This is a genomic window from Lelliottia jeotgali (genome assembly GCF_016771845.1).
GTDB lineage: Bacteria > Pseudomonadota > Gammaproteobacteria > Enterobacterales > Enterobacteriaceae > Enterobacter > Enterobacter jeotgali.
The window spans coordinates 68552-86526 of the sequence record NZ_JAENMQ010000017.1; the positions used below are offsets into that span (position 1 = coordinate 68552).

The following is a 17975-nucleotide window of genomic DNA, read 5'->3' on the forward strand; positions in this document are numbered from 1 at the left end:
GATTGAGTAAGAGCTTATTAGGTGATAGAAAATCAATAAAGATGGCAAAAAACGCTTCACTGTTTCACTGACAACAATAATGAGCGCAGCCTATGGATAAAATTCACGCAATGCAGCTCTTCATCCGCGTGGCGGAACTGGAGAGCTTTTCTCGCGCCGCAGACACGCTGGGCCTTCCTAAAGGTAGCGTATCGCGCCAGATTCAGGGGCTGGAAAATCTGCTCGGCACCCAGCTCTTGCACCGCACGACTCGCCGCGTCAGCCTCACGCAGGACGGGATGGTCTATTACGAGCGGGCAAAGGATTTGCTGGCAAACCTCGACGAACTGGATGGACTTTTCCAGCATGACCCCACCAGCATCAGCGGACGATTGCGCGTGGATATGCCCGTTGGCGTTGCGCGAAATTTAGTCATCCCCAAACTGCCCGCCTTTTTGCAGCAGTACCCTGGCATTGAGCTGGAATTGAGCAGCAGTGACCGGATGGTTGATGTGATTCGGGAAGGATTTGACTGCGTGGTCCGCGTCGGCACGCTGAAAGACTCAGGGCTAATCGCACGCTCGCTGGGCAAGCTGTCGATTATCAACTGCGCCAGTCCAGATTATCTGGCGCGTTTTGGCTACCCGGAGAATCTGGACGATCTGGCTTCACATGCCGTGATTCACTACGCCCTAAATCTGGGAACCCGCCCGCAGGGTTTCGAGTTTTATAACGGCGACGCCACCCAGTGGATAAAAACCGGCGGTATTTTGACGGTCAATAGCACCGAAACGTACCACGCCGCGTGTCTGGCCGGGCTGGGCATTATTCAGGTTCCGCGCGTCGGTGTGCGTGACGCGCTAAAGGCAAAAAAAATGGTCGAAATCTTGCCGCAATACCGCGCCGAACCGATGCCAGTCTCACTGATTTATCCGCATCGCCGCAACCTTTCGCGTCGGGTTCATCTGTTCATGGAGTGGCTGACGACGATAATGAAAGCTTACGTTGATTAGTCACAGGCTATAATTCAATAACATCCAGCCAAACGAAAAGGAAAATGCGCGTGACGCAGGAAAACAACCCGCAACGCCCCACCCAGGAACTGGAATACGATCCCATCAAAAAGATGGAGTCGGAGCCGGAAAAAAAAACCTCGCCCAACAAGGCAAATAAAGCGCTGGAAACGGTCACGGGAACCGCGCAAAAAATTCAGCGTCGCCCGATGATTGCGCACCTGATTCGCGCAACGGAACGCTTTAACGACCGAATGGGCAATCAGTTCGGTGCGGCCATTACCTACTTCTCATTCCTGTCGATGATCCCGATTATGATGGTGTCGTTTGCCGCAGCGGGTTTTGTTCTCGCCTCGCATCCGACGCTCTTACAGGACATCTTCAACAAGATTCTGATTAACGTGAGCGATCCGACGCTGGCCGCCACGCTGAAAAGCACCATTAACACGGCGGTGCAGCAGCGTACGACGGTGGGCATCGTCGGGCTGCTGATTGCGCTCTATTCCGGCATTAACTGGATGGGAAATCTGCGCGAGGCGATCCGCGCCCAGTCGCGCGACGTTTGGGAACGCACGCCGCAGGATCAGGAGAAAATCTGGATTAAGTATTTCCGCGATTTCGTGTCGCTGATTGGCCTGCTGGTCGCCCTGGTCGTCACGCTGTCGATCACTTCCGTGGCCGGTTCCGCGCAGCAGATGATCATTTCTGCGCTGTATCTGGATTATATCGAGTGGCTGAAGCCCGCCTGGCGGCTGATTGGGCTGGCGATTTCAATATTCGCCAACTATCTGCTGTTCTTCTGGATTTTCTGGCGTTTGCCACGCCATCGTCCACGCAAGAAAGCGCTGATTCGCGGCACGTTTATCGCCGCTATCGGGTTTGAAGTGATCAAAATCGTGATGACGTATACCCTGCCGTCACTGGTGAAATCCCCTTCCGGCGCGGCGTTCGGGTCGGTGTTGGGCCTGATGGCATTCTTCTACTTCTTTGCCCGCCTGACGCTGTTCTGCGCGGCCTGGATCGCCACCGCCGAGTACAAAGACGACCCGCGCATGCCGGGCAAAACCCACCGCTAAACCCCTTATCGGGCTGAATAAGAATGCAAAATTTCAGCCCGATTCGGCATTTCAGCATATAAATCCAGCCTGTAACTTTTATTTAACCAAAAACCAGTTTTATCGACTGAAATTTGAATTCTGTGAAGCATTTCATAGAAGAGTTTTCGTCAGGCTGAAGATTATCCGCTTTTTGCTTGTTTTATCGCCGCCACGCCACCCTGTTACAGATTGAAATGTCGCTTTTGCTATGCGTAATATGGCCTTTCGTCAGACCAAACAATAAGAAAATTTTATGCAAGCCACCGCCACAACTCTCGATTCAGAACCGGAAAGCACACCGGTCAACTCGCGTAATAAAGTCGTCGTTGCCTCACTGATTGGCACCGCCATCGAATTTTTCGATTTCTATATTTACGCCACCGCTGCGGTCATCGTCTTTCCGCATATCTTCTTCCCGCAGGGTGATCCTACAGCTGCAACGCTGCAATCGCTGGCAACGTTCGCTATCGCCTTTATCGCGCGTCCGATTGGCTCGGCGGTCTTTGGTCACTTTGGCGATCGCGTCGGGCGCAAAGTCACACTCGTGGCGTCGCTGCTGACGATGGGGATTTCTACCGTGGCGATCGGCCTGCTGCCGACCTACGAAACCATCGGTATTCTGGCTCCGGTGTTGCTGGCGCTGGCGCGTTTTGGTCAGGGCCTGGGTCTGGGCGGCGAATGGGGTGGCGCAGCATTGCTGGCAACAGAGAATGCGCCACCGCGTAAACGCGCGCTGTACGGCTCTTTCCCACAACTGGGCGCGCCGATTGGCTTCTTCTTCGCCAACGGCACCTTCCTGTTGCTCTCCTGGCTGCTGACCGACGAGCAGTTCATGAGCTGGGGCTGGCGTATTCCGTTCATCTTCTCGGCGGTGCTGGTGCTGATCGGCCTGTATGTGCGTGTTTCCCTGCATGAAACGCCGGTGTTCGCCAAAGTGGCGGCGGCGAAAAAGCAGGTGAAAATCCCGCTCGGCACGCTGCTGACCAAACACGTTCGCGTGACCGTACTCGGTACGTTCATCATGCTGGCGACCTACACGCTGTTTTATATTATGACGGTCTACTCCATGACCTTCAGCACCGCCGCCGCGCCTGTGGGCCTCGGTCTGCCGCGTAACGAAGTGCTGTGGATGCTGATGATGGCGGTGATCGGGTTTGGCGTGATGGTGCCGATTGCCGGGCTGCTGGCCGATAAATTTGGCCGTCGCTCGAGCATGATCGTGATTACGTCGCTGATTATTCTGTTCGCGCTGTTCGTCTTCCCGCCGCTGCTGGGTTCCGGCAGTCCGGCGCTGGTGATGGCGTATCTGCTGATTGGCCTGAGCCTGATGGGACTGACGTTTGGCCCGATGGGTGCGCTGCTGCCGGAGCTGTTCCCGACCGAAGTGCGTTACACCGGAGCATCGTTCTCCTATAACGTGTCGTCGATTCTGGGCGCGTCTGTGGCTCCGTATATCGCCACCTGGTTGCAGGCAAACTACGGCCTGTTCTATGTGGGCGTGTATCTGGCGGCGATGGCAGGGCTGACGCTGATTGCGCTGCTGTTGACGCACGAGACGAAGCATCAGTCGCTGTGATGTTTTTGCCGGGTGGCGGCTGCGCCTTACCCGGCCTACGGGGTACGTGCAGTGTTTTTGCCGGGTGGCGGCTGCGCCTTACCCGGCCTACGGGGTCCGTGCGGTGTTTTTGCCGGGTGGCGGCTACGCCTTACCCGGCCTACGATTGGATTAGGTTTGGATTTGGGTTTTGTAGGCCCGGTAAGCGAAGCGCCACCGGGCACCAGACCTCACCATCGTTACTTCTTCATCTGCGACAAAATCGTCCGGCACTGATTCGCATCACCTTCTGACGGTGAAATCAGCGCCAGCAGCGCTGCCGCTGGTGTCACCAGTGTTGCCAGCGCAGCAGCGACAGCTCCGCGCGCAATCAACGGCCCCGCTTTGACACCCGCCTGTGGATTTTTGAACGAGCCTCGCACGTAGAGCGGTGAGCGCAGGGTGATAATACGGAACCCTTTACTCTCAGGATCGATGGTCAAATCCAGCTGTTCCGAGGCCAGGCTCGCCGTCCCCGTCACATTAATCACTGCATTCTCGGTGTCGAAGGCAAAAATCTGTGGACGCGCCACGCCATTCACCAGATCGAGATTCGCCGCCGCACAGTTCACCCGCACTTCATCATCGCCAAAAATCTGCCCGATAATAAAGTTACCGACGTTCAGCCCGAGGATCTCCATCAGATTGCGGCTCACCAGCCCGTCGTTCATCAGTAGCTTGAGATTCCCGTTACTGCTGCCGAGCAGCGCCGCAACGGAGTTACCTACTCCGCGAATATCCGCATCCCCGTTCATTTCACCGAGGGTTTTCTGCATCAGCTCCACGTTCGGCATCAGTTCTTTCAGCTTCAGCCTGCGCGCCTGAATATCCGCCCGACCCTGCATCGGCTTTTTATCGCCTTCGAGGTGAATGTTGGAGGAAATCGTCCCGCCCGCCAGGCCGAATTTCAGCGGCTGCAGGCGCAGGTCAGCGTTTTTGAGAATGATATGGGTCGAGAGGTCGCTGATCGGCAAGGTGCTACCGTGCTCGATTTTACGCCCCTTGAAGCGCACGTCGGCATCCATCACATCCCACTTATCAGTTTCAAAGCGATCGTAAGGCAGCACTTTGTCCGCCGGCTGGATATCTTTCTCGCCTTTCTTCTGTTCGGAACGTTTGGACTGCTGCGCACCTTTCCCGGAATCGACACCAATCAGCGGGCCGAGATCGGCGAGGCGCAGCTGACGTGATTCCACATCCCCTTCCAGTTTCGGGCGCGGCTTGCCGGTGGTGTAAGCCAGCGAGCCGTGAATATCGCTGTCGCCAATGCGGCCATTGAAATTGCGGTAATCAAAGACCGAGGATTTTTCCGTATCAATTTTTGCTACCAGCCGCCCGTCTGTTTCAAACGGCGGTGTATCCGGCAACAGTACACCGGTTAAGTCATACAGCTCGCCCAGTGAATCACCAGAGAATTTGAGCTGAAGGTCTACGCCGCCCATTTTCATCGGATCGTTCACCGTGCCCACAAACGCCACGCGAGTATTACCCGAGCGGAAATCCGCCTGCACCGGGAATGGCGTGCCTTCGCTGCGCAGCGCCAGCACGCCGCCAATCTTGCCTGTACCGGTTAAGGGCTGATCGTTGTAACGCCCTTTCGCTTTCAGGCCAAAGACGTAATCGCCCACTTTGCTGGTATCGTTCTTGCCTTTAGTCCCTGTGACTTCGCTGAACGGCAGCGGCTTGCCGAGCGGATCGACCAGGATCTCGATATCCGCCTTGCTGACTTTGTCATTGATGGCAATCCGCCCGCGATCGAACAGAATATTATCCAGGCGGAAAGACCACGCCGACGGTGGCGCATTCGGATCTTTTTCTTCGCCGCTGCTGGCGAGATTAAAGGTCCAGTTGTTGTTTTTCTCTGACAGGCGGATCAGCCGCGCGTCGGGCTGCTCCAGCTTGATCCAGGGGAGATAAACGGTTTTCGTCAGCAGCGCGAGCGGTGCCAGCGTGGCTTCGACGCGCGGCAGATGGACCATCGTCACGTCAGGAATATCGGGCGGGTTGCCGAGAATAATGTCGTTAGCATGAACGTGAGGCCACGGCACCCAACTGCGCCAGCCGGTTTCGTCTTTCTGACGCTCCCAGACCACGCCAAGATCGCCGCGTATGGCGAAGGGCCGGTTTAGTTCGGTGGAGACTTTCTGGTTGATGGTCGGTTTGAGGCGGTTCCAGTCGAACGTCGCAATGATGATTATCGCGACCACAATCAACAACAAGAAGGTCCCTGTTACCCAGGTGATGATCCTGGTGGTTTTAGTCATCGTTATCCCCTTTTTATGACCTTGCCTTTCATGAATATAGTCCAGGCGAAGTCAAACAGCAGGGGTTACAAGGTGATAATGACGTTATCTAACGTGTCCATAGGCACCGGACGGGAGAGGAAATAGCCCTGTGCTGCCGCCGCTGGAGAATTCTGCACATCGCGCCACTCTTCAAGCGTTTCGACGCCTTCAACAATCACGCCCTGGCAGTAGCGGTTCATTAGCTGTAGCAGCAAAGTGAACAGGTTCCGGCCTTCCGACGTCTGGCGCAGCATGATGAACAGGTCACGCGCCACTTTAATGTAGTCATAGCGTACTTCGCTTAATGCGGAAAAGTTCGCCATCCCGGTGCCGAAGTCATCCAGCCAAAGCGGGCCAAATTCACACATCGAGGCAAATGAGGAATCCTGGGGCAAACGCACATGTTCCACCAGTTCAAAACGCATCCACGGCAGCGAAGCGACCAGCTTTTGCAGCTTAGGATTCTGACGCAGGGCAATCAGGGTTGGGCCGTCGACGTTTACCGACGCCAGAATGTCATGGCGTGCAAAAAACGGCTGCTTTGTTCCCAACATCTCCAGCTGTTCTTCCAGCACATCCAGACGCTGGCGCACGCTCACTTCGGCGAAGTAACGATCAGGAGCGATACGCTTTGCGGGATCGGACGGGTGGGTCACAACGGTTAAGATTTCAATCGCCATGAGCCTGCCGTCAATCCGGTAAATAGGCTGATAAGTATAAGCACGCTCACATTGCAGCCAATAGCGATGCTCCTGCAAGCTTTCAATACTTGCTTCCGGAGTGGTGCTTAGCCGCTGGATAACCTGCTCTGACTTCATTTCAGATGTCCTGTTGAAAAGAGATGACCTGTCTGGACTCGTCAAAGGGTTATCGGCCCAGGGAGTGAGAACTTTATGTCCAGCGGGAAGGGAAAATGAAATTAAGATGACAGAATCTGTCTGGAACGCGCGCTGGCTCAAAAAAAAATTTGGAACGACGTTTTAATATAGTTGACCATAAAAACCCCACAGCGCACACTTACATTAATTTATCTGTTCAGGTTCACGACTATGTCTAAAAAAATTGCCGTGATTGGCGAATGCATGATTGAACTGTCACAAAAAGGCGCGGAAGTTAGCCGTGGTTTTGGTGGCGATACGTTGAATACTTCGGTTTATATTGCACGACAGGTCGCGCCTGAAGCACTTGCCGTCAACTATGTGACCGCGCTCGGTACCGACAGCTTTAGCCAGCAGATGCTGGAAGCCTGGCAGAGTGAAAACGTGGGGACAGCGCTGATTCAGCGGATGGAAAACCGTCTGCCGGGGCTGTATTACATTGAAACCGACAGCACCGGTGAGCGCACGTTCTACTACTGGCGCAACGAAGCAGCGGCGAAATTCTGGCTGGAAAGCGAGAATTCTGCGGCCATCTGCGAAGAGCTGGCGACCTTCGATTATCTCTATCTGAGCGGAATCAGCCTGGCTATCCTGAGCCCTTCCAGCCGTGAAAAACTGCTCTCTCTGCTGCACGAATGTCGCGCAAACGGCGGGAAAGTGATTTTCGATAATAACTACCGTCCACGCCTGTGGGCCAGCCGTGAAGAGACGCAGCAGGTGTATCAGCAGATGCTGCACTGCACCGATATCGCGTTTTTAACGCTGGATGATGAAGATGCTCTGTGGGGTGAGAAACCGGTCGAAGAGGTTATTGCCCGTACGCATCAGGCCGGTGTGAACGAAGTAGTTATCAAGCGCGGCGCGGATTCCTGCCTGGTTTCCGTTAACGGTGAAGCCGTTGTAGATGTGCCAGCGGTAAAATTAGCCAAGGAGAAAGTGGTGGATACCACAGCGGCAGGCGATTCCTTCAGCGCTGGTTATCTGGCGGTGCGCCTGACGGGCGGTACGCCAGCCGAGGCAGCAAAACGCGGTCACCTGACGGCGAGCACGGTGATTCAATATCGCGGGGCGATTATTCCGCGCGAAGCGATGCCGGGCTGAGCCAGTCTGTAGAAAAGCCGGGTGGCGGCTTCGCCTTGCCCGGCCTACAAAAAACAAAGCCCGATAGCGATATCGGGCTTTGTTTTCTCCCTCTCCCGTAGGAGAGGGTCGGGGTGAGGGCATCAGCCCGCACACACTTACATTACTGCGCCTGCGGAATATCCGTTGCATCCTGGTGCAAATCATCTGCCGCTGGCTGAGCGGTACGCTCCTCCTGCTTCATGATCCCGTCCCAGGTGGCCTGTAGCTCTTTCACGTTGTATTCCGGCTCGCCTTTCGGCTGGAGCAGAACCAGAGCCATATCCTGAGATAATTGCTGGCGTAGATCCTGATTAATCATCTCGACGCTCAGGCTATTCAGGAAGTCCTGACGCAGCTTCTGATACTGTTCCGGCGCGATATCCACCACCTGATTTTGCAAAGAGCGAATGCGCTGGCTGATCAGGATATCCGTGTCAGTGCGAGCGTAAGTGGCGAACAGCTTTTGCAGCTCAAGATTTTTCTGGGCTACCAGAGCATTGAACTCTTCTTCGCCCAGGCCGTCTTTACGCACTTTCGCCAGCTCTTTGGCAACCACGCCGAGATTAGCGTTCAGCTTATCGTTTGGTGATTCGACGTTAATCGCACACTGCGCACGCTGGAACAGCACGCGGCAGTCGAAGCCAATGCCGATATCCTTCGCATTGTTTTTGCTCAGCGTTTGTTGAACGTGCCAGAACAGCGCTTCACGGGCGAGATCCGCACGCCAGTAGCGCAGCAGGGCCGCAGATTCACGAATTGGCTGCCACGGCGTGTCCCACATCAGCGCCAGACGGTCCTGACGCACGGTATCGGTCATAATGCTCACCGGCTCTGCTCGCAGTGGTGCCAGTGTAGAAACCGGCGCAGGCACTTCACGTTTGCCCTTCAGCTCGCCAAAGGTTTTGCCAATCTGCTCAATCACCGCACGGCTGTCGACGTTGCCGACCACAATCAGGGTCATGGCATCAGGGGTGTACCATTTCTGGTAGAAGGATTTTACCTGCTCGATGTCGACCGGCTGTTTAATCGGCTCGGCCGGATCGTGGCCCAGCAGCGTTGAGCCTTTCAGGCGATAGCGCCACCAGCCGTCTTTGGTGTCAGCCGGCCAGGTTGCCACCATGTCGCTGTTGCTCAGCGCATAGTTAACCGTATCCGGGGTGATCGCCACTTTGCCAGCGGTATCGCCCAGCCATGTCAGCGCTTCTTTCAGGAGGTCATTACGGTTATTGGGCAGGCTGAGGTTAAACATGGTGTAGTCGTAGGAAACGACCGCAGGTGGAAGTGGGCGTTTCGGGTCGATGCCCTGTTGCCACAGTGAACGCACCTGAACAGCTTGCAAACTGCCGCTTTGGGTCAGCGCCAGTCGAGGAATAAAGTGACTCAGCCCGCTCTGCTGCGTGCTTTCGGTCAGTGAACCGGTATTAACGGAAAGGCGAATCTCGATGCGATCGCTGGGACGTTGCGGTGTGGCTAAAACCTGCCACTGAAACCCGTTCGCCAGTGTGCCCTGTTGCCAGGCTGGGTCGGGCTGGAGCGTATCTGCCTGCACATAACTGGCTGCTGCCATCATCAGCAAACCGCCGGTTAAGAGTCGAATTTTTGTGCCCTGCATGTAAACCCCTGATCAACATTCCTGGTTAAAAAGAGTGTCGCACTACATTGAGCACTCTTGAAGATAACGTTCAAACACTTCGATTAGACCGCGTGTTCGGCTAAACGTCACGGCGAGAAGTGAAATATACCCGAAAAAAATCTTATCGAAGTATGACAGGTATGAGCAGTTATTATGCGCAGGAGCCCGCTCCCCGACAAGGGCGAACGGGCATAAGTGCTGAATTTATGAGGATAAACCGCGGGATTTGCTCTCTGGCTCGCGATTATTTAGTACATCGTCGAGTTTTTTGTGGTCCAGCTCTTTGACCCATTTCGCGACCACCACTGTCGCCACACCGTTACCGACCAGGTTAGTCAGCGCGCGGGCTTCAGACATAAAGCGGTCAATCCCGAGAATAAGCGCCAGGCCCGCCACCGGAAGATGCCCCACCGCCGAAATGGTCGCCGCCAGGACGATAAACCCGCTGCCCGTCACGCCCGCCGCCCCTTTCGAAGAAAGCAGGAGCACCACCAGCAAGGTTATCTGATGGAAGATATCCATGTGGCTGTTGGTCGCCTGGGCGATGAACACCGCGGCCATCGTCAGGTAGATCGACGTACCGTCGAGGTTAAACGAGTACCCGGTCGGAATGACCAGCCCCACCACCGATTTACGGCAGCCCAGTTTTTCCATCTTATCGAGCATACGCGGCAGCGCCGATTCGGAGGACGAGGTCCCCAGCACAATCAGAAGCTCTTCGCGAATGTAGCGGATGAATTTGAAAATGCTAAAGCCCGTCGCACGCGCAATACTGCCCAGCACCACCACCACAAACAGAATACAGGTGATATAGAAGCAGATAATCAACTGACCGAGCTGCACCAGGGTGCCGACGCCATATTTACCAATGGTAAAGGCCATCGCCCCGAACGCACCGATAGGCGCGAGACGCATGATCATATTGATGATGCCGAAAATCACCTGCGAGAAGCTTTCAATGACGTTGAAAATCAGCTGCCCTTTGCTGCCCAGGCGATGCAGGGCAAAACCAAACAGCACGGCGAACAGCAGCACCTGCAGGATATTCCCGCTGGCGAAGGCGCCAATCACACTGCCGGGAATGACGTCCAGCAGGAAGGCGACAATGCCCTGGTCTTTCGCCTGCTCGGCGTAAACGGCGACGGCTTTCGCATCGAGCGTCGAAGGATCGACGTTCATCCCCGCCCCCGGCTGTACCACGTTCACAATAATCAGCCCGATAATCAGCGCGATGGTGCTGACCACTTCAAAGTACAACAGCGCAACTGCACCGGTCCGACCCACCGCCTTCATGCTTTCCATGCCAGCGATACCGGTCACCACGGTACAGAAAATAACGGGCGCGATGATCATTTTGATGAGCTTAACGAAGGCATCGCCAAGCGGTTTCATTTGAGCGCCCAGTTCAGGGTAGAAATGGCCAAGCAGAATACCGATGGCAATCGCTGTCAGGACCTGAAAGTAAAGGCTTTTAAAGATGGAGGTTTTCATAGGGTGTCCTTGGGAAGAAAAACCACAGGATTCTTATGGGTAATGCTTTCCTGCGGCTCTAAAATAACACCCGTAAAACATGACAGAAATGAACTTAGATCAAATTTGAAACATGAATGTTAAAAACTGTGTGCTGACTCGTACAAGCCAGCAACAAAGTTAGACTTTTGCGTGGGGATAGTCGTCACTCTTGTCTTCACAGAAGTAACGTTTTTCGAATTCTTCCGCTGGAACGGCTTTCGCAAACAGGAATCCCTGACCGCTTTCGACACCCGCCTGTGCCAGCCAGTCGCGCTGAGCTTCAGTTTCAACGCCTTCGGCAATGACGTGCAGATTCAGGCTGCGTGCCATCTGGATAATGGCTTCCACCATGCTGCTGTCGTCCGGCAGTCCTTCGACAAAGGTCTTGTCGATTTTCAGCACATCCACCGGCAGTGTTTTCATGTGCTGGAGCTGGCGTAAGCCCGCGTAGCCCATGCCGAAATCATCCAGCGCGATGCGAATACCGGCGTTACGCAGCGGTTTTAAAATCTTCACCGCCTCGTTCGGATCGTCAATACGACGGCTTTCCGTGACTTCCAGAATGAGCGTGTCGGGCTTGATACGGTAACGATTGATCAGCTCCAGCATCTCCGAGACCATCGTCGGATGCATCAGCTGTAGCGCCGAGAGGTTCACCGACAGCGGCATGTTGATGTCACGCTCCTGCCAGGCTGCAAGCTGCCGACATGCCTCTTCCAGTACCCAATAGCCCACCGTCACCATCAGACCGCAGGATTCAATGCGCTCGATAAGCCCTTCAGGCAGCTCCCAGGAGCCGTCCGCCTGCTGCACACGCAGCAGCGCTTCGGCACTTTTCACCTCGCCCGTCGCCAGGTTGACCTGCGGCTGGAGCCAGATCGCAAACTGGTCGTTATCCAGCGCAGTGAGGATATCGCTCTCTTCTGTCAGACGCTGCTGCGCCTTCTCCATCTGTTCCGGCTCGAAGAACTGAATCTGGTTTTTGCCTTTACGACGCGCAGTGAAGGCGGCGGAGAACGCGCGACGATAAAGCTGTTCTGCCGTCAGATCGCCGTAATACATCGCCAGACCAATGCTGGCGCTGGGGCGCAGCTGGATGCCCTGAATCGGTAAGCGCTCATTAATGACAGTGAGCACTTGCTGACCTAATGTAATCGCGTGCCACGGCTCTTTCACGCCGTGGGCCAGAATCACGAAGTCGTAGCCGCTCACCTGAGTCAGAACCATGCGCGGTGCCAGCACCGACTTGATTTTCTCCACTAGCGTGAGCAGCAGTATTTCACGCTGGCTCTCTTTCAGTACGCCCGCCGTATCCTGCAAGGTTTCACAGGCGACAGCCATCAACGCGGTGGTTTGCTGGCGTGCGACAGTTTGTTCCAGCAGAGCCATCAGGAAGGCTTTGTTAGGCAGTTCGGAGACCGGGAAGCGGGTCGCATTGCTGTTCAGCTCATCGTGCTGACGCAGCAGGCGCTGCTGGTTGATATTGTAACTGCGCACCAGCATGCCGATTTCATCGTCATGGTGCAGGCGCGGCAGTGTGAGCTGGTGTCCAACCTGGTCCTGCGGCGCCAAATTATCCAGTTCACGGGCAATTTTACGCAGCGGGTGGACGATCAGCCGGTTGATGCACCAGGTCAGAGCCACGGTGAGGATCAGCGTCAAAAGTAAGTAAGTAGTCACTAACGTGGAAATCCAGCTCATGACAAACTTATGCATACGATACGCGTCGGCCTGCAACACCAGATAGGCCAGCGGCTGAGGGTTAGCCGGGCGTTCGAGGGAATAGAGCGGGAGCGAGATTTGTACCGGCAGCTCAAATAAGCGCATGGTCATCATCGGAACCGGACGCTCGGGAATAAAGCTCATCCGCAGCGCCTGGAATTGATTGGGTAACACCACATCCGCGCGGCTTACAATCCCCGCTGGCTGAATGCGCTGTATGATAGTTTCTGCTTCGGGGATATCCCCTTTAAGAATGGCGGCAGACAGCGGTCCACGGACCGATCGGGCAATACTTTCCAGTTGCGAAGCCGTGTTGTAGCGATTCTGCTGTACGGAATGAAACAGCAAAATAACGCAAAAGATGAATACAAACACCATAGTGACGGCTGAAACCATCGCCATTTGTTTGATAGTTAAAGAACGGCTGACACGCAAATTGACTCTCCACAAAACCCGAAGCATAGGGTAACAAAACGTTACCCTATTCCCGGCAGAGTATACCCGATTGCGGCGCTTTTAAGAGAGGCTAAGAATTCTATTATGGATAATTCCGTTACCAGTCCGCGTAAGGGATAAGCGGTTGCGGAGGCAAGTCCATATCGCCCTGCCAGCCCGCCGCAGAGTAGCGCACGTAAATCAGCGCATGGCTCGGGGTGTAATCTTTGGCCTCCTGGATATCAACACCAAGACCGACAAACCAGTTCGACGTCACGCGACGTTCGATAATCGCCCGCGCGGTATAGCCGGTTCCGGACGAGCTGCTGCCTTTTTCCGGCTCTTTCTTGTCGGAATACATTAGCTCATCGTTCGCATCGTAGTTATCGTTCGGAATCAGACCCTGAATCGGATAGCGCATCCCGTCTTTGGTTTTGGAATGCGACCAGGAGACCGAACCGCCCAGCTCCCATGACCAGTTTTCCGTGCGTTTACGCCAGGTAACCGGCAGCGCGAAGGAGACGTACTCCTGCGGGCTGTAATAGCCGCCCTGTCCCAGAGAATAAGAGCTCAGGTCTTTATCGTAATGCCAGAGCATATTTGATACGCCCACCGTCAGGCGCTCGTTATTGTCGTTGATCAGCTTGTAGTAATAGCCGGTCATCCAGCGGATACGCCAGTTGTCCTCAACGTTTTTGCCCTGCAAAGAGTCCATATTCAGACTTGACCAGACGCCGTTGGCTTCGCCTTTGTCGTAGCTGACGCTCACGCCACCGCCCGTAGCGCGCACGCCGCCCCAGGTGGTGCCGGTATTGGGATCTTTTTGTCCGGCAAAGGCCAGCAATGAGCTGGAGATAGGACGACGATGGGCATTCAGGGTGTAACCAATCGGGCCGAGATCGTTGCTGTAGCTCAGACCGCCAACCACATCGACGACGTCAAAGCCCATCGGCGTGGTGCCGATATCCATCTCCCAGGTTTTATTCTGCCAGCCCACGGCCACACTTGCGCCGTTCTGTTTCTGGCTGGTGTTGCCGCTGCACGGCGTCGCCGCACAGGTACCCCATTTCGGATCGTAGGTGCCATCTTTGGTATCAAACGAACCGGCATCCATGTTCACCATATCGCTACGGAAGAACATCCGCCCGTCCGACAGCGGCGCGTCCACCTGCAGCATGGTGGTGTGGGCCTTCAGGTCGGAATAGCCACCCGTTCCGCTCGAACCCCAAAAGTCATGTTGCAGGGTGACATTCAGATCCTGCTGCTTGTAGAGATCGGCCGCATCGCTGCGCACGCCGCGTTTCAGCCAGTCGTCTTTTTCGTCATTACGCGTCAGGCGGGTAAAGCTGTCGTTATCTGCCGGTCGCGTCGTGGTGACGCCAGAGGCCACCATCGCATCTTTGTAAGTATCCAGCGCCTGCTGCGGCTGACCGCTTTGCGCCTGGAAGTTGGCCGCATCGCGCAGGACCAGCGCGCTTTCCATCGACGGCGGCTGCGATTTCGCCTGCGGAATAATTTTGTTGAAGGTCTGCTGCGCAGCGGCAGTATCGCCGAGATCGGACTGCACTCGCGCCACGCGGCGCTGCATGTTGATCGATGGCGCTTCGCCGTTCTGTCCGGCCGGCAGTTTCGCCAGTTCAGCGCGGGCCGCGTCTTTGTTGCCTTCCGCGATATAGACTTCCGCAAGACCCAGCAGCGCGTCTTCGTTTTGCGCTTCGCGTTGCAGGACGGCGTTGTACGCCGCTTTCGCCGAGGTGTTATCCCCACGCTGTTGCGCCCAGTCCGCCAGCGTTAGCTCGATACGAGTGGACGGCGGCTGTTGGCGTAATAGCGTTTCCGCCTCGTGCTCCTTGCCGCTATCACGCAGGCGATTGGCCGTTTCCAGCACCTGATCGCTTTGTAATCTGTCCGACAGTTCCTGAATGTTGCCGTTCCACTTCTCGCGTGGGAGGGTATTCAGATGCGCGAGCGCGGCGCGATCCTGACTGTTGCCGGAGAGGTATAACCCGTAGGCATAAACCTGTTCAGGGTCGGCGGGCTTTTGGCTGGCCAGCTGGCGCATCAGCGTGTCCGCCTGGCTGTGCTGCCCGGCGCTGTAGAGATCGCGCGACAGGCGATAGGTTATCCACACATCGCCCGGAGAAAGCGCCAGACGACGACGCTGAATTTCGGCTGCCTGCGCAAATTTGCCCTCATTTTCCAGCTGTTCCGCCTGGGCAGATAATCTGTCGTTGGTCAGGCTGCGCTCGATATCATCGATGCTGCGGCGCTGGCTGGCAGAAAGCGAGCGGATAAACTGGTCGGCTTTTTCGGGCGATTCGGCGCGATAAATATTCGCCAGCCCGCGCACCGCATTGCTGTTGCCGCTGTCCATCCGCAAGGCCTGACGATAAAAACGCTCGGCGGCAGCGTTATCTTTGCGCGCCACGGCGGCATCACCGAGGCCGAGCACCGCATAGCTGTCGGTGTTGTCGATATTACGCGCCTGCTGATAGTAGCGTTCCGCCTGTGGAACATTGTTCGCCTTCAGCGCCGCATCACCCTGCTGGATCAGCAGCCAGTAGCGGTTCACCTTCAGCAGACTGTCCCATTTACCCCGATTGTCGCTCTGCGGATCGAGAGCGATCGCTTTTTCAAACTGCGCCACCGCGCGGGCACGATCGCCGCGCTGAGAATAGGCTTGTCCGAGTGCGCCCACCGCTTCACTGTCGGCATGGTTAGCGCTGACCGCCTGTTGCAGGTCCGAAACCGCTGCGCCACCTTTTCCTGCTTCCACGGCGGCCAGCCCTTCGGCTTTGGCGCGGAAGGCCGGATCGGCCAGCTGTTTTTGTTGGGCTTCAAGCTGCGAACGCGCGGCGGTCACGTTATCGCCCGCGCTGAACACCTGCAGGTAATCCTGCAATGCTTTAACGCTGGCCGAGCTAACGGGAAGATCTTTGATCTGCTGATACCAAAGGCTGGAGGCCACTTCGCGCCCGGAATTCGATTTTGCCATCTGCTCAAGCACAGCAAACCCCTGATCGCGGCGTCCACTCTGGAACAGCAGCTGCGCCAGCGTGTTTTGCAGATCCGTGTTGCCAGGATTACTGATGTTGAGGCGTCGGAGATGGTCAATCGCTTCGCTACGGCGAGACGGATTTTTCGCGACCACCGTCCAGTATTCTGTCGCCAGAGCATCGTCAGGAGGATTCCCGGCAAACATTTTGTCGTACGCGTCGATGGCTTCCTGCGTATGGCCAGTCGTCGCCAGCAGGCGTGCCTGTTGCAACGATTGACGCCCTTCCGGGGTCGAGAGCAGCATCGCATTTTGCGAGGATTTATAGGCACTGGAACTCGGGGCCAGCCCTTTGAGACGGTCTAACTCTTTTTGCGCTCCGGCGTTATCGCCCTGCCGCAACAAATAGCGGAAACGCGCGGCGATCACATCTGGATTATTCGGATCGATAAGCTCCAGACGGTACAGCGACTGGCGAACCAAATCTTCGCGGTGGGTCGATTCGCCGAGACGAACCTGTTCCAGCAGCTGTTGCTGTTGCGGAGAATTGGCGGCTTGCGCCAGCGGCATCAGCGTTAAGCCGAGCGATAAACTGAGTAAACTTAATGAGAACTTGCGCATTCCTGGCCCCAGTCAGGGTGTAATTCACCCTTTGCGGTAAAGCGAAAACGGTGCTGATCCCATCCTTGTCCGAACAGAGTCAACACGTAGCTGTAATAGGCGTCGTTACCGGGAAAACGATCGGCCACGCGCTGGCGTTGTACCGCTTGTGCGTCGCGATCCTGTAAAAACGGCAGCAGCGAAGCAGAGAAACCGACCGGGCCATCACCCGTGGTTTTACCGCTGGCGACATCGACTTTCTCCGGCGGAACGCCTTTTTTCGTTGTAAGCGTGGTCATGGGTTTAAAACGTGTCAGCAGTCGCGCTTTCTGCGGGTCCCGGTGGTGCAACATGCCCGCCCAGAGATACACGCGAATCGCATCGTAACTGCCGATAAACGTTTTTTCTGGCTTCAGCTGCCAGCCCTTATTTTTTTGATACTGCACCCAGTCGGGTGAGAACCCTTTTGGCGCGGTTTCCAGCAGCAGGCGCAAATTGGTTTCACGAAGCGTGGTCCAGGGTGCGCCAAAACGGGTGAAATAGTTCGCCAACTGTGGCGGGAGATAGCTTGGGTTGAAGCGCCAGGAAGTCTCTTCGGCAAAACCGATTTTACCGGGCAGCAACATTAAACCCAGTCCAGGCACTTTGACCACTTCTTCGCGGGCAATGCGCTTGAGCAGCGCTTTTCCGGTGGCGGTGTAGTCCGGCGCTTTCCATAAACGCCCCGCTTCCAGCAGCGACCAGGCAATCCAGATATCGGCGTCTGATGCCGAATTGCTGTCGATCACCGCCCAACTGTTTTTCTCTTTTTGTCCCCACAGCCAGGCGGGAAGATGCTGGCTCAGATCGCCCTGTGCAAGGTTGTCGCGCGTCCAGTCGAGCAGAAGATCAAAGGTCTTACGGTCGTTCGCCGCGAGGGCAAAGAACAGTGCGTAGCTTTGCCCTTCGGAGGTGCTGATTTTGCGCGCGTCACTGGGATCAATGACGCGCCCGCCTTCGCTGATGTAGTCCTTCTTAAACTGCTCCCAGGCCGGCCAGGTGCAGGCGGCGCGAACGTTCGCCGCCGCCATTACCAGAATTGCCATCACACACCAGCGAAACGCTTTCATT

General features: G+C 55.8%; 11 protein-coding genes. 4 read left to right on the forward strand and 7 right to left on the reverse strand.

Annotation, left to right across the window (positions count from 1 at the left end; translation table 11 throughout):
- Positions 1-92: 92 nt before the first annotated feature.
- The 3 genes from JBO43_RS21780 (at position 93) to JBO43_RS21790 (ending at position 3665) form a co-directional block, all read left to right on the forward strand.
- The gene (locus tag JBO43_RS21780) at positions 93-992 is read left to right on the forward strand and encodes a LysR family transcriptional regulator (RefSeq protein ID WP_095283820.1); all 900 of its coding nucleotides are present in this window, start codon (positions 93-95) and stop codon (positions 990-992) included.
- A 50-nt stretch (positions 993-1042) separates the two neighbouring features.
- Positions 1043-2068: an inner membrane protein YhjD gene (yhjD, locus tag JBO43_RS21785; protein WP_095284421.1), complete on the forward strand. Its 1026-nt coding sequence runs from the start codon at positions 1043-1045 to the stop codon at positions 2066-2068.
- Between the two features lie 274 nt (positions 2069-2342).
- On the forward strand, positions 2343-3665 hold the full coding sequence (locus JBO43_RS21790; RefSeq protein WP_202675070.1) for an MFS transporter: 1323 nt from the start codon (positions 2343-2345) through the stop codon (positions 3663-3665).
- Between the two features lie 218 nt (positions 3666-3883).
- Here JBO43_RS21790 and JBO43_RS21795 read toward each other — a convergent pair whose 3' ends face one another.
- Entirely contained in the window at positions 3884-5947 is a 2064-nt protein-coding gene (locus tag JBO43_RS21795) for an AsmA family protein (protein WP_174348686.1), read from the reverse strand.
- 65 nt (positions 5948-6012) lie between these two features.
- The gene (gene pdeH, locus JBO43_RS21800) at positions 6013-6786 is read right to left on the reverse strand and encodes a cyclic-guanylate-specific phosphodiesterase (RefSeq protein ID WP_095283824.1); all 774 of its coding nucleotides are present in this window, start codon (positions 6784-6786) and stop codon (positions 6013-6015) included.
- Positions 6787-7017: 231 nt separating this feature from the next.
- Between pdeH and kdgK the strand changes: the two genes are divergently transcribed.
- Positions 7018-7947: a 2-dehydro-3-deoxygluconokinase gene (gene kdgK / locus JBO43_RS21805; RefSeq protein ID WP_202675072.1), complete on the forward strand. Its 930-nt coding sequence runs from the start codon at positions 7018-7020 to the stop codon at positions 7945-7947.
- Positions 7948-8089: 142 nt separating this feature from the next.
- On the opposite strand, the gene JBO43_RS21810 is transcribed toward kdgK, so the two are convergent.
- The 5 genes from JBO43_RS21810 to bcsZ all read right to left on the reverse strand — a co-directional run bounded on the left by JBO43_RS21810 (position 8090) and on the right by bcsZ (position 17974).
- Entirely contained in the window at positions 8090-9580 is a 1491-nt protein-coding gene (locus tag JBO43_RS21810; RefSeq protein WP_103947422.1) for a M16 family metallopeptidase, read from the reverse strand.
- A gap of 225 nt (positions 9581-9805) precedes the next feature.
- Positions 9806-11092, reverse strand: coding sequence for a C4-dicarboxylate transporter DctC (dctA, locus tag JBO43_RS21815; protein WP_202675074.1), 1287 nt, complete (start codon positions 11090-11092; stop codon positions 9806-9808).
- Between the two features lie 159 nt (positions 11093-11251).
- A complete protein-coding gene (hmsP, locus tag JBO43_RS21820) occupies positions 11252-13270 on the reverse strand; it encodes a biofilm formation regulator HmsP (protein ID WP_208622067.1) in 2019 nt (672 codons plus the stop codon).
- A 118-nt stretch (positions 13271-13388) separates the two neighbouring features.
- Positions 13389-16886, reverse strand: coding sequence for a cellulose synthase complex outer membrane protein BcsC (bcsC, locus tag JBO43_RS21825; RefSeq protein WP_202675076.1), 3498 nt, complete (start codon positions 16884-16886; stop codon positions 13389-13391).
- The gene (gene bcsZ, locus JBO43_RS21830; protein ID WP_202675079.1) at positions 16868-17974 is read right to left on the reverse strand and encodes a cellulose synthase complex periplasmic endoglucanase BcsZ; all 1107 of its coding nucleotides are present in this window, start codon (positions 17972-17974) and stop codon (positions 16868-16870) included. Before bcsZ ends, bcsC begins: the two co-directional genes overlap by 19 nt.
- Position 17975: the final 1 nt, after the last annotated feature.

Bases quoted from the DNA above. Each gene is read 5' to 3' on its own strand.
- JBO43_RS21780 (WP_095283820.1), top strand. From the start codon at position 93: ATGGATAAAATTCACGCAATGCAGCTCTTCATCCGCGTGGCGGAACTG.
- JBO43_RS21790 (WP_202675070.1), top strand. From the start codon at position 2,343: ATGCAAGCCACCGCCACAACTCTCGATTCAGAACCGGAAAGCACACCG.
- JBO43_RS21795 (WP_174348686.1), bottom strand. From the start codon at position 5,947: ATGACTAAAACCACCAGGATCATCACCTGGGTAACAGGGACCTTCTTG.
- pdeH (WP_095283824.1), bottom strand. From the start codon at position 6,786: ATGAAGTCAGAGCAGGTTATCCAGCGGCTAAGCACCACTCCGGAAGCA.
- kdgK (WP_202675072.1), top strand. From the start codon at position 7,018: ATGTCTAAAAAAATTGCCGTGATTGGCGAATGCATGATTGAACTGTCA.
- JBO43_RS21810 (WP_103947422.1), bottom strand. From the start codon at position 9,580: ATGCAGGGCACAAAAATTCGACTCTTAACCGGCGGTTTGCTGATGATG.
- dctA (WP_202675074.1), bottom strand. From the start codon at position 11,092: ATGAAAACCTCCATCTTTAAAAGCCTTTACTTTCAGGTCCTGACAGCG.
- bcsC (WP_202675076.1), bottom strand. From the start codon at position 16,886: ATGCGCAAGTTCTCATTAAGTTTACTCAGTTTATCGCTCGGCTTAACG.
- bcsZ (WP_202675079.1), bottom strand. From the start codon at position 17,974: ATGAAAGCGTTTCGCTGGTGTGTGATGGCAATTCTGGTAATGGCGGCG.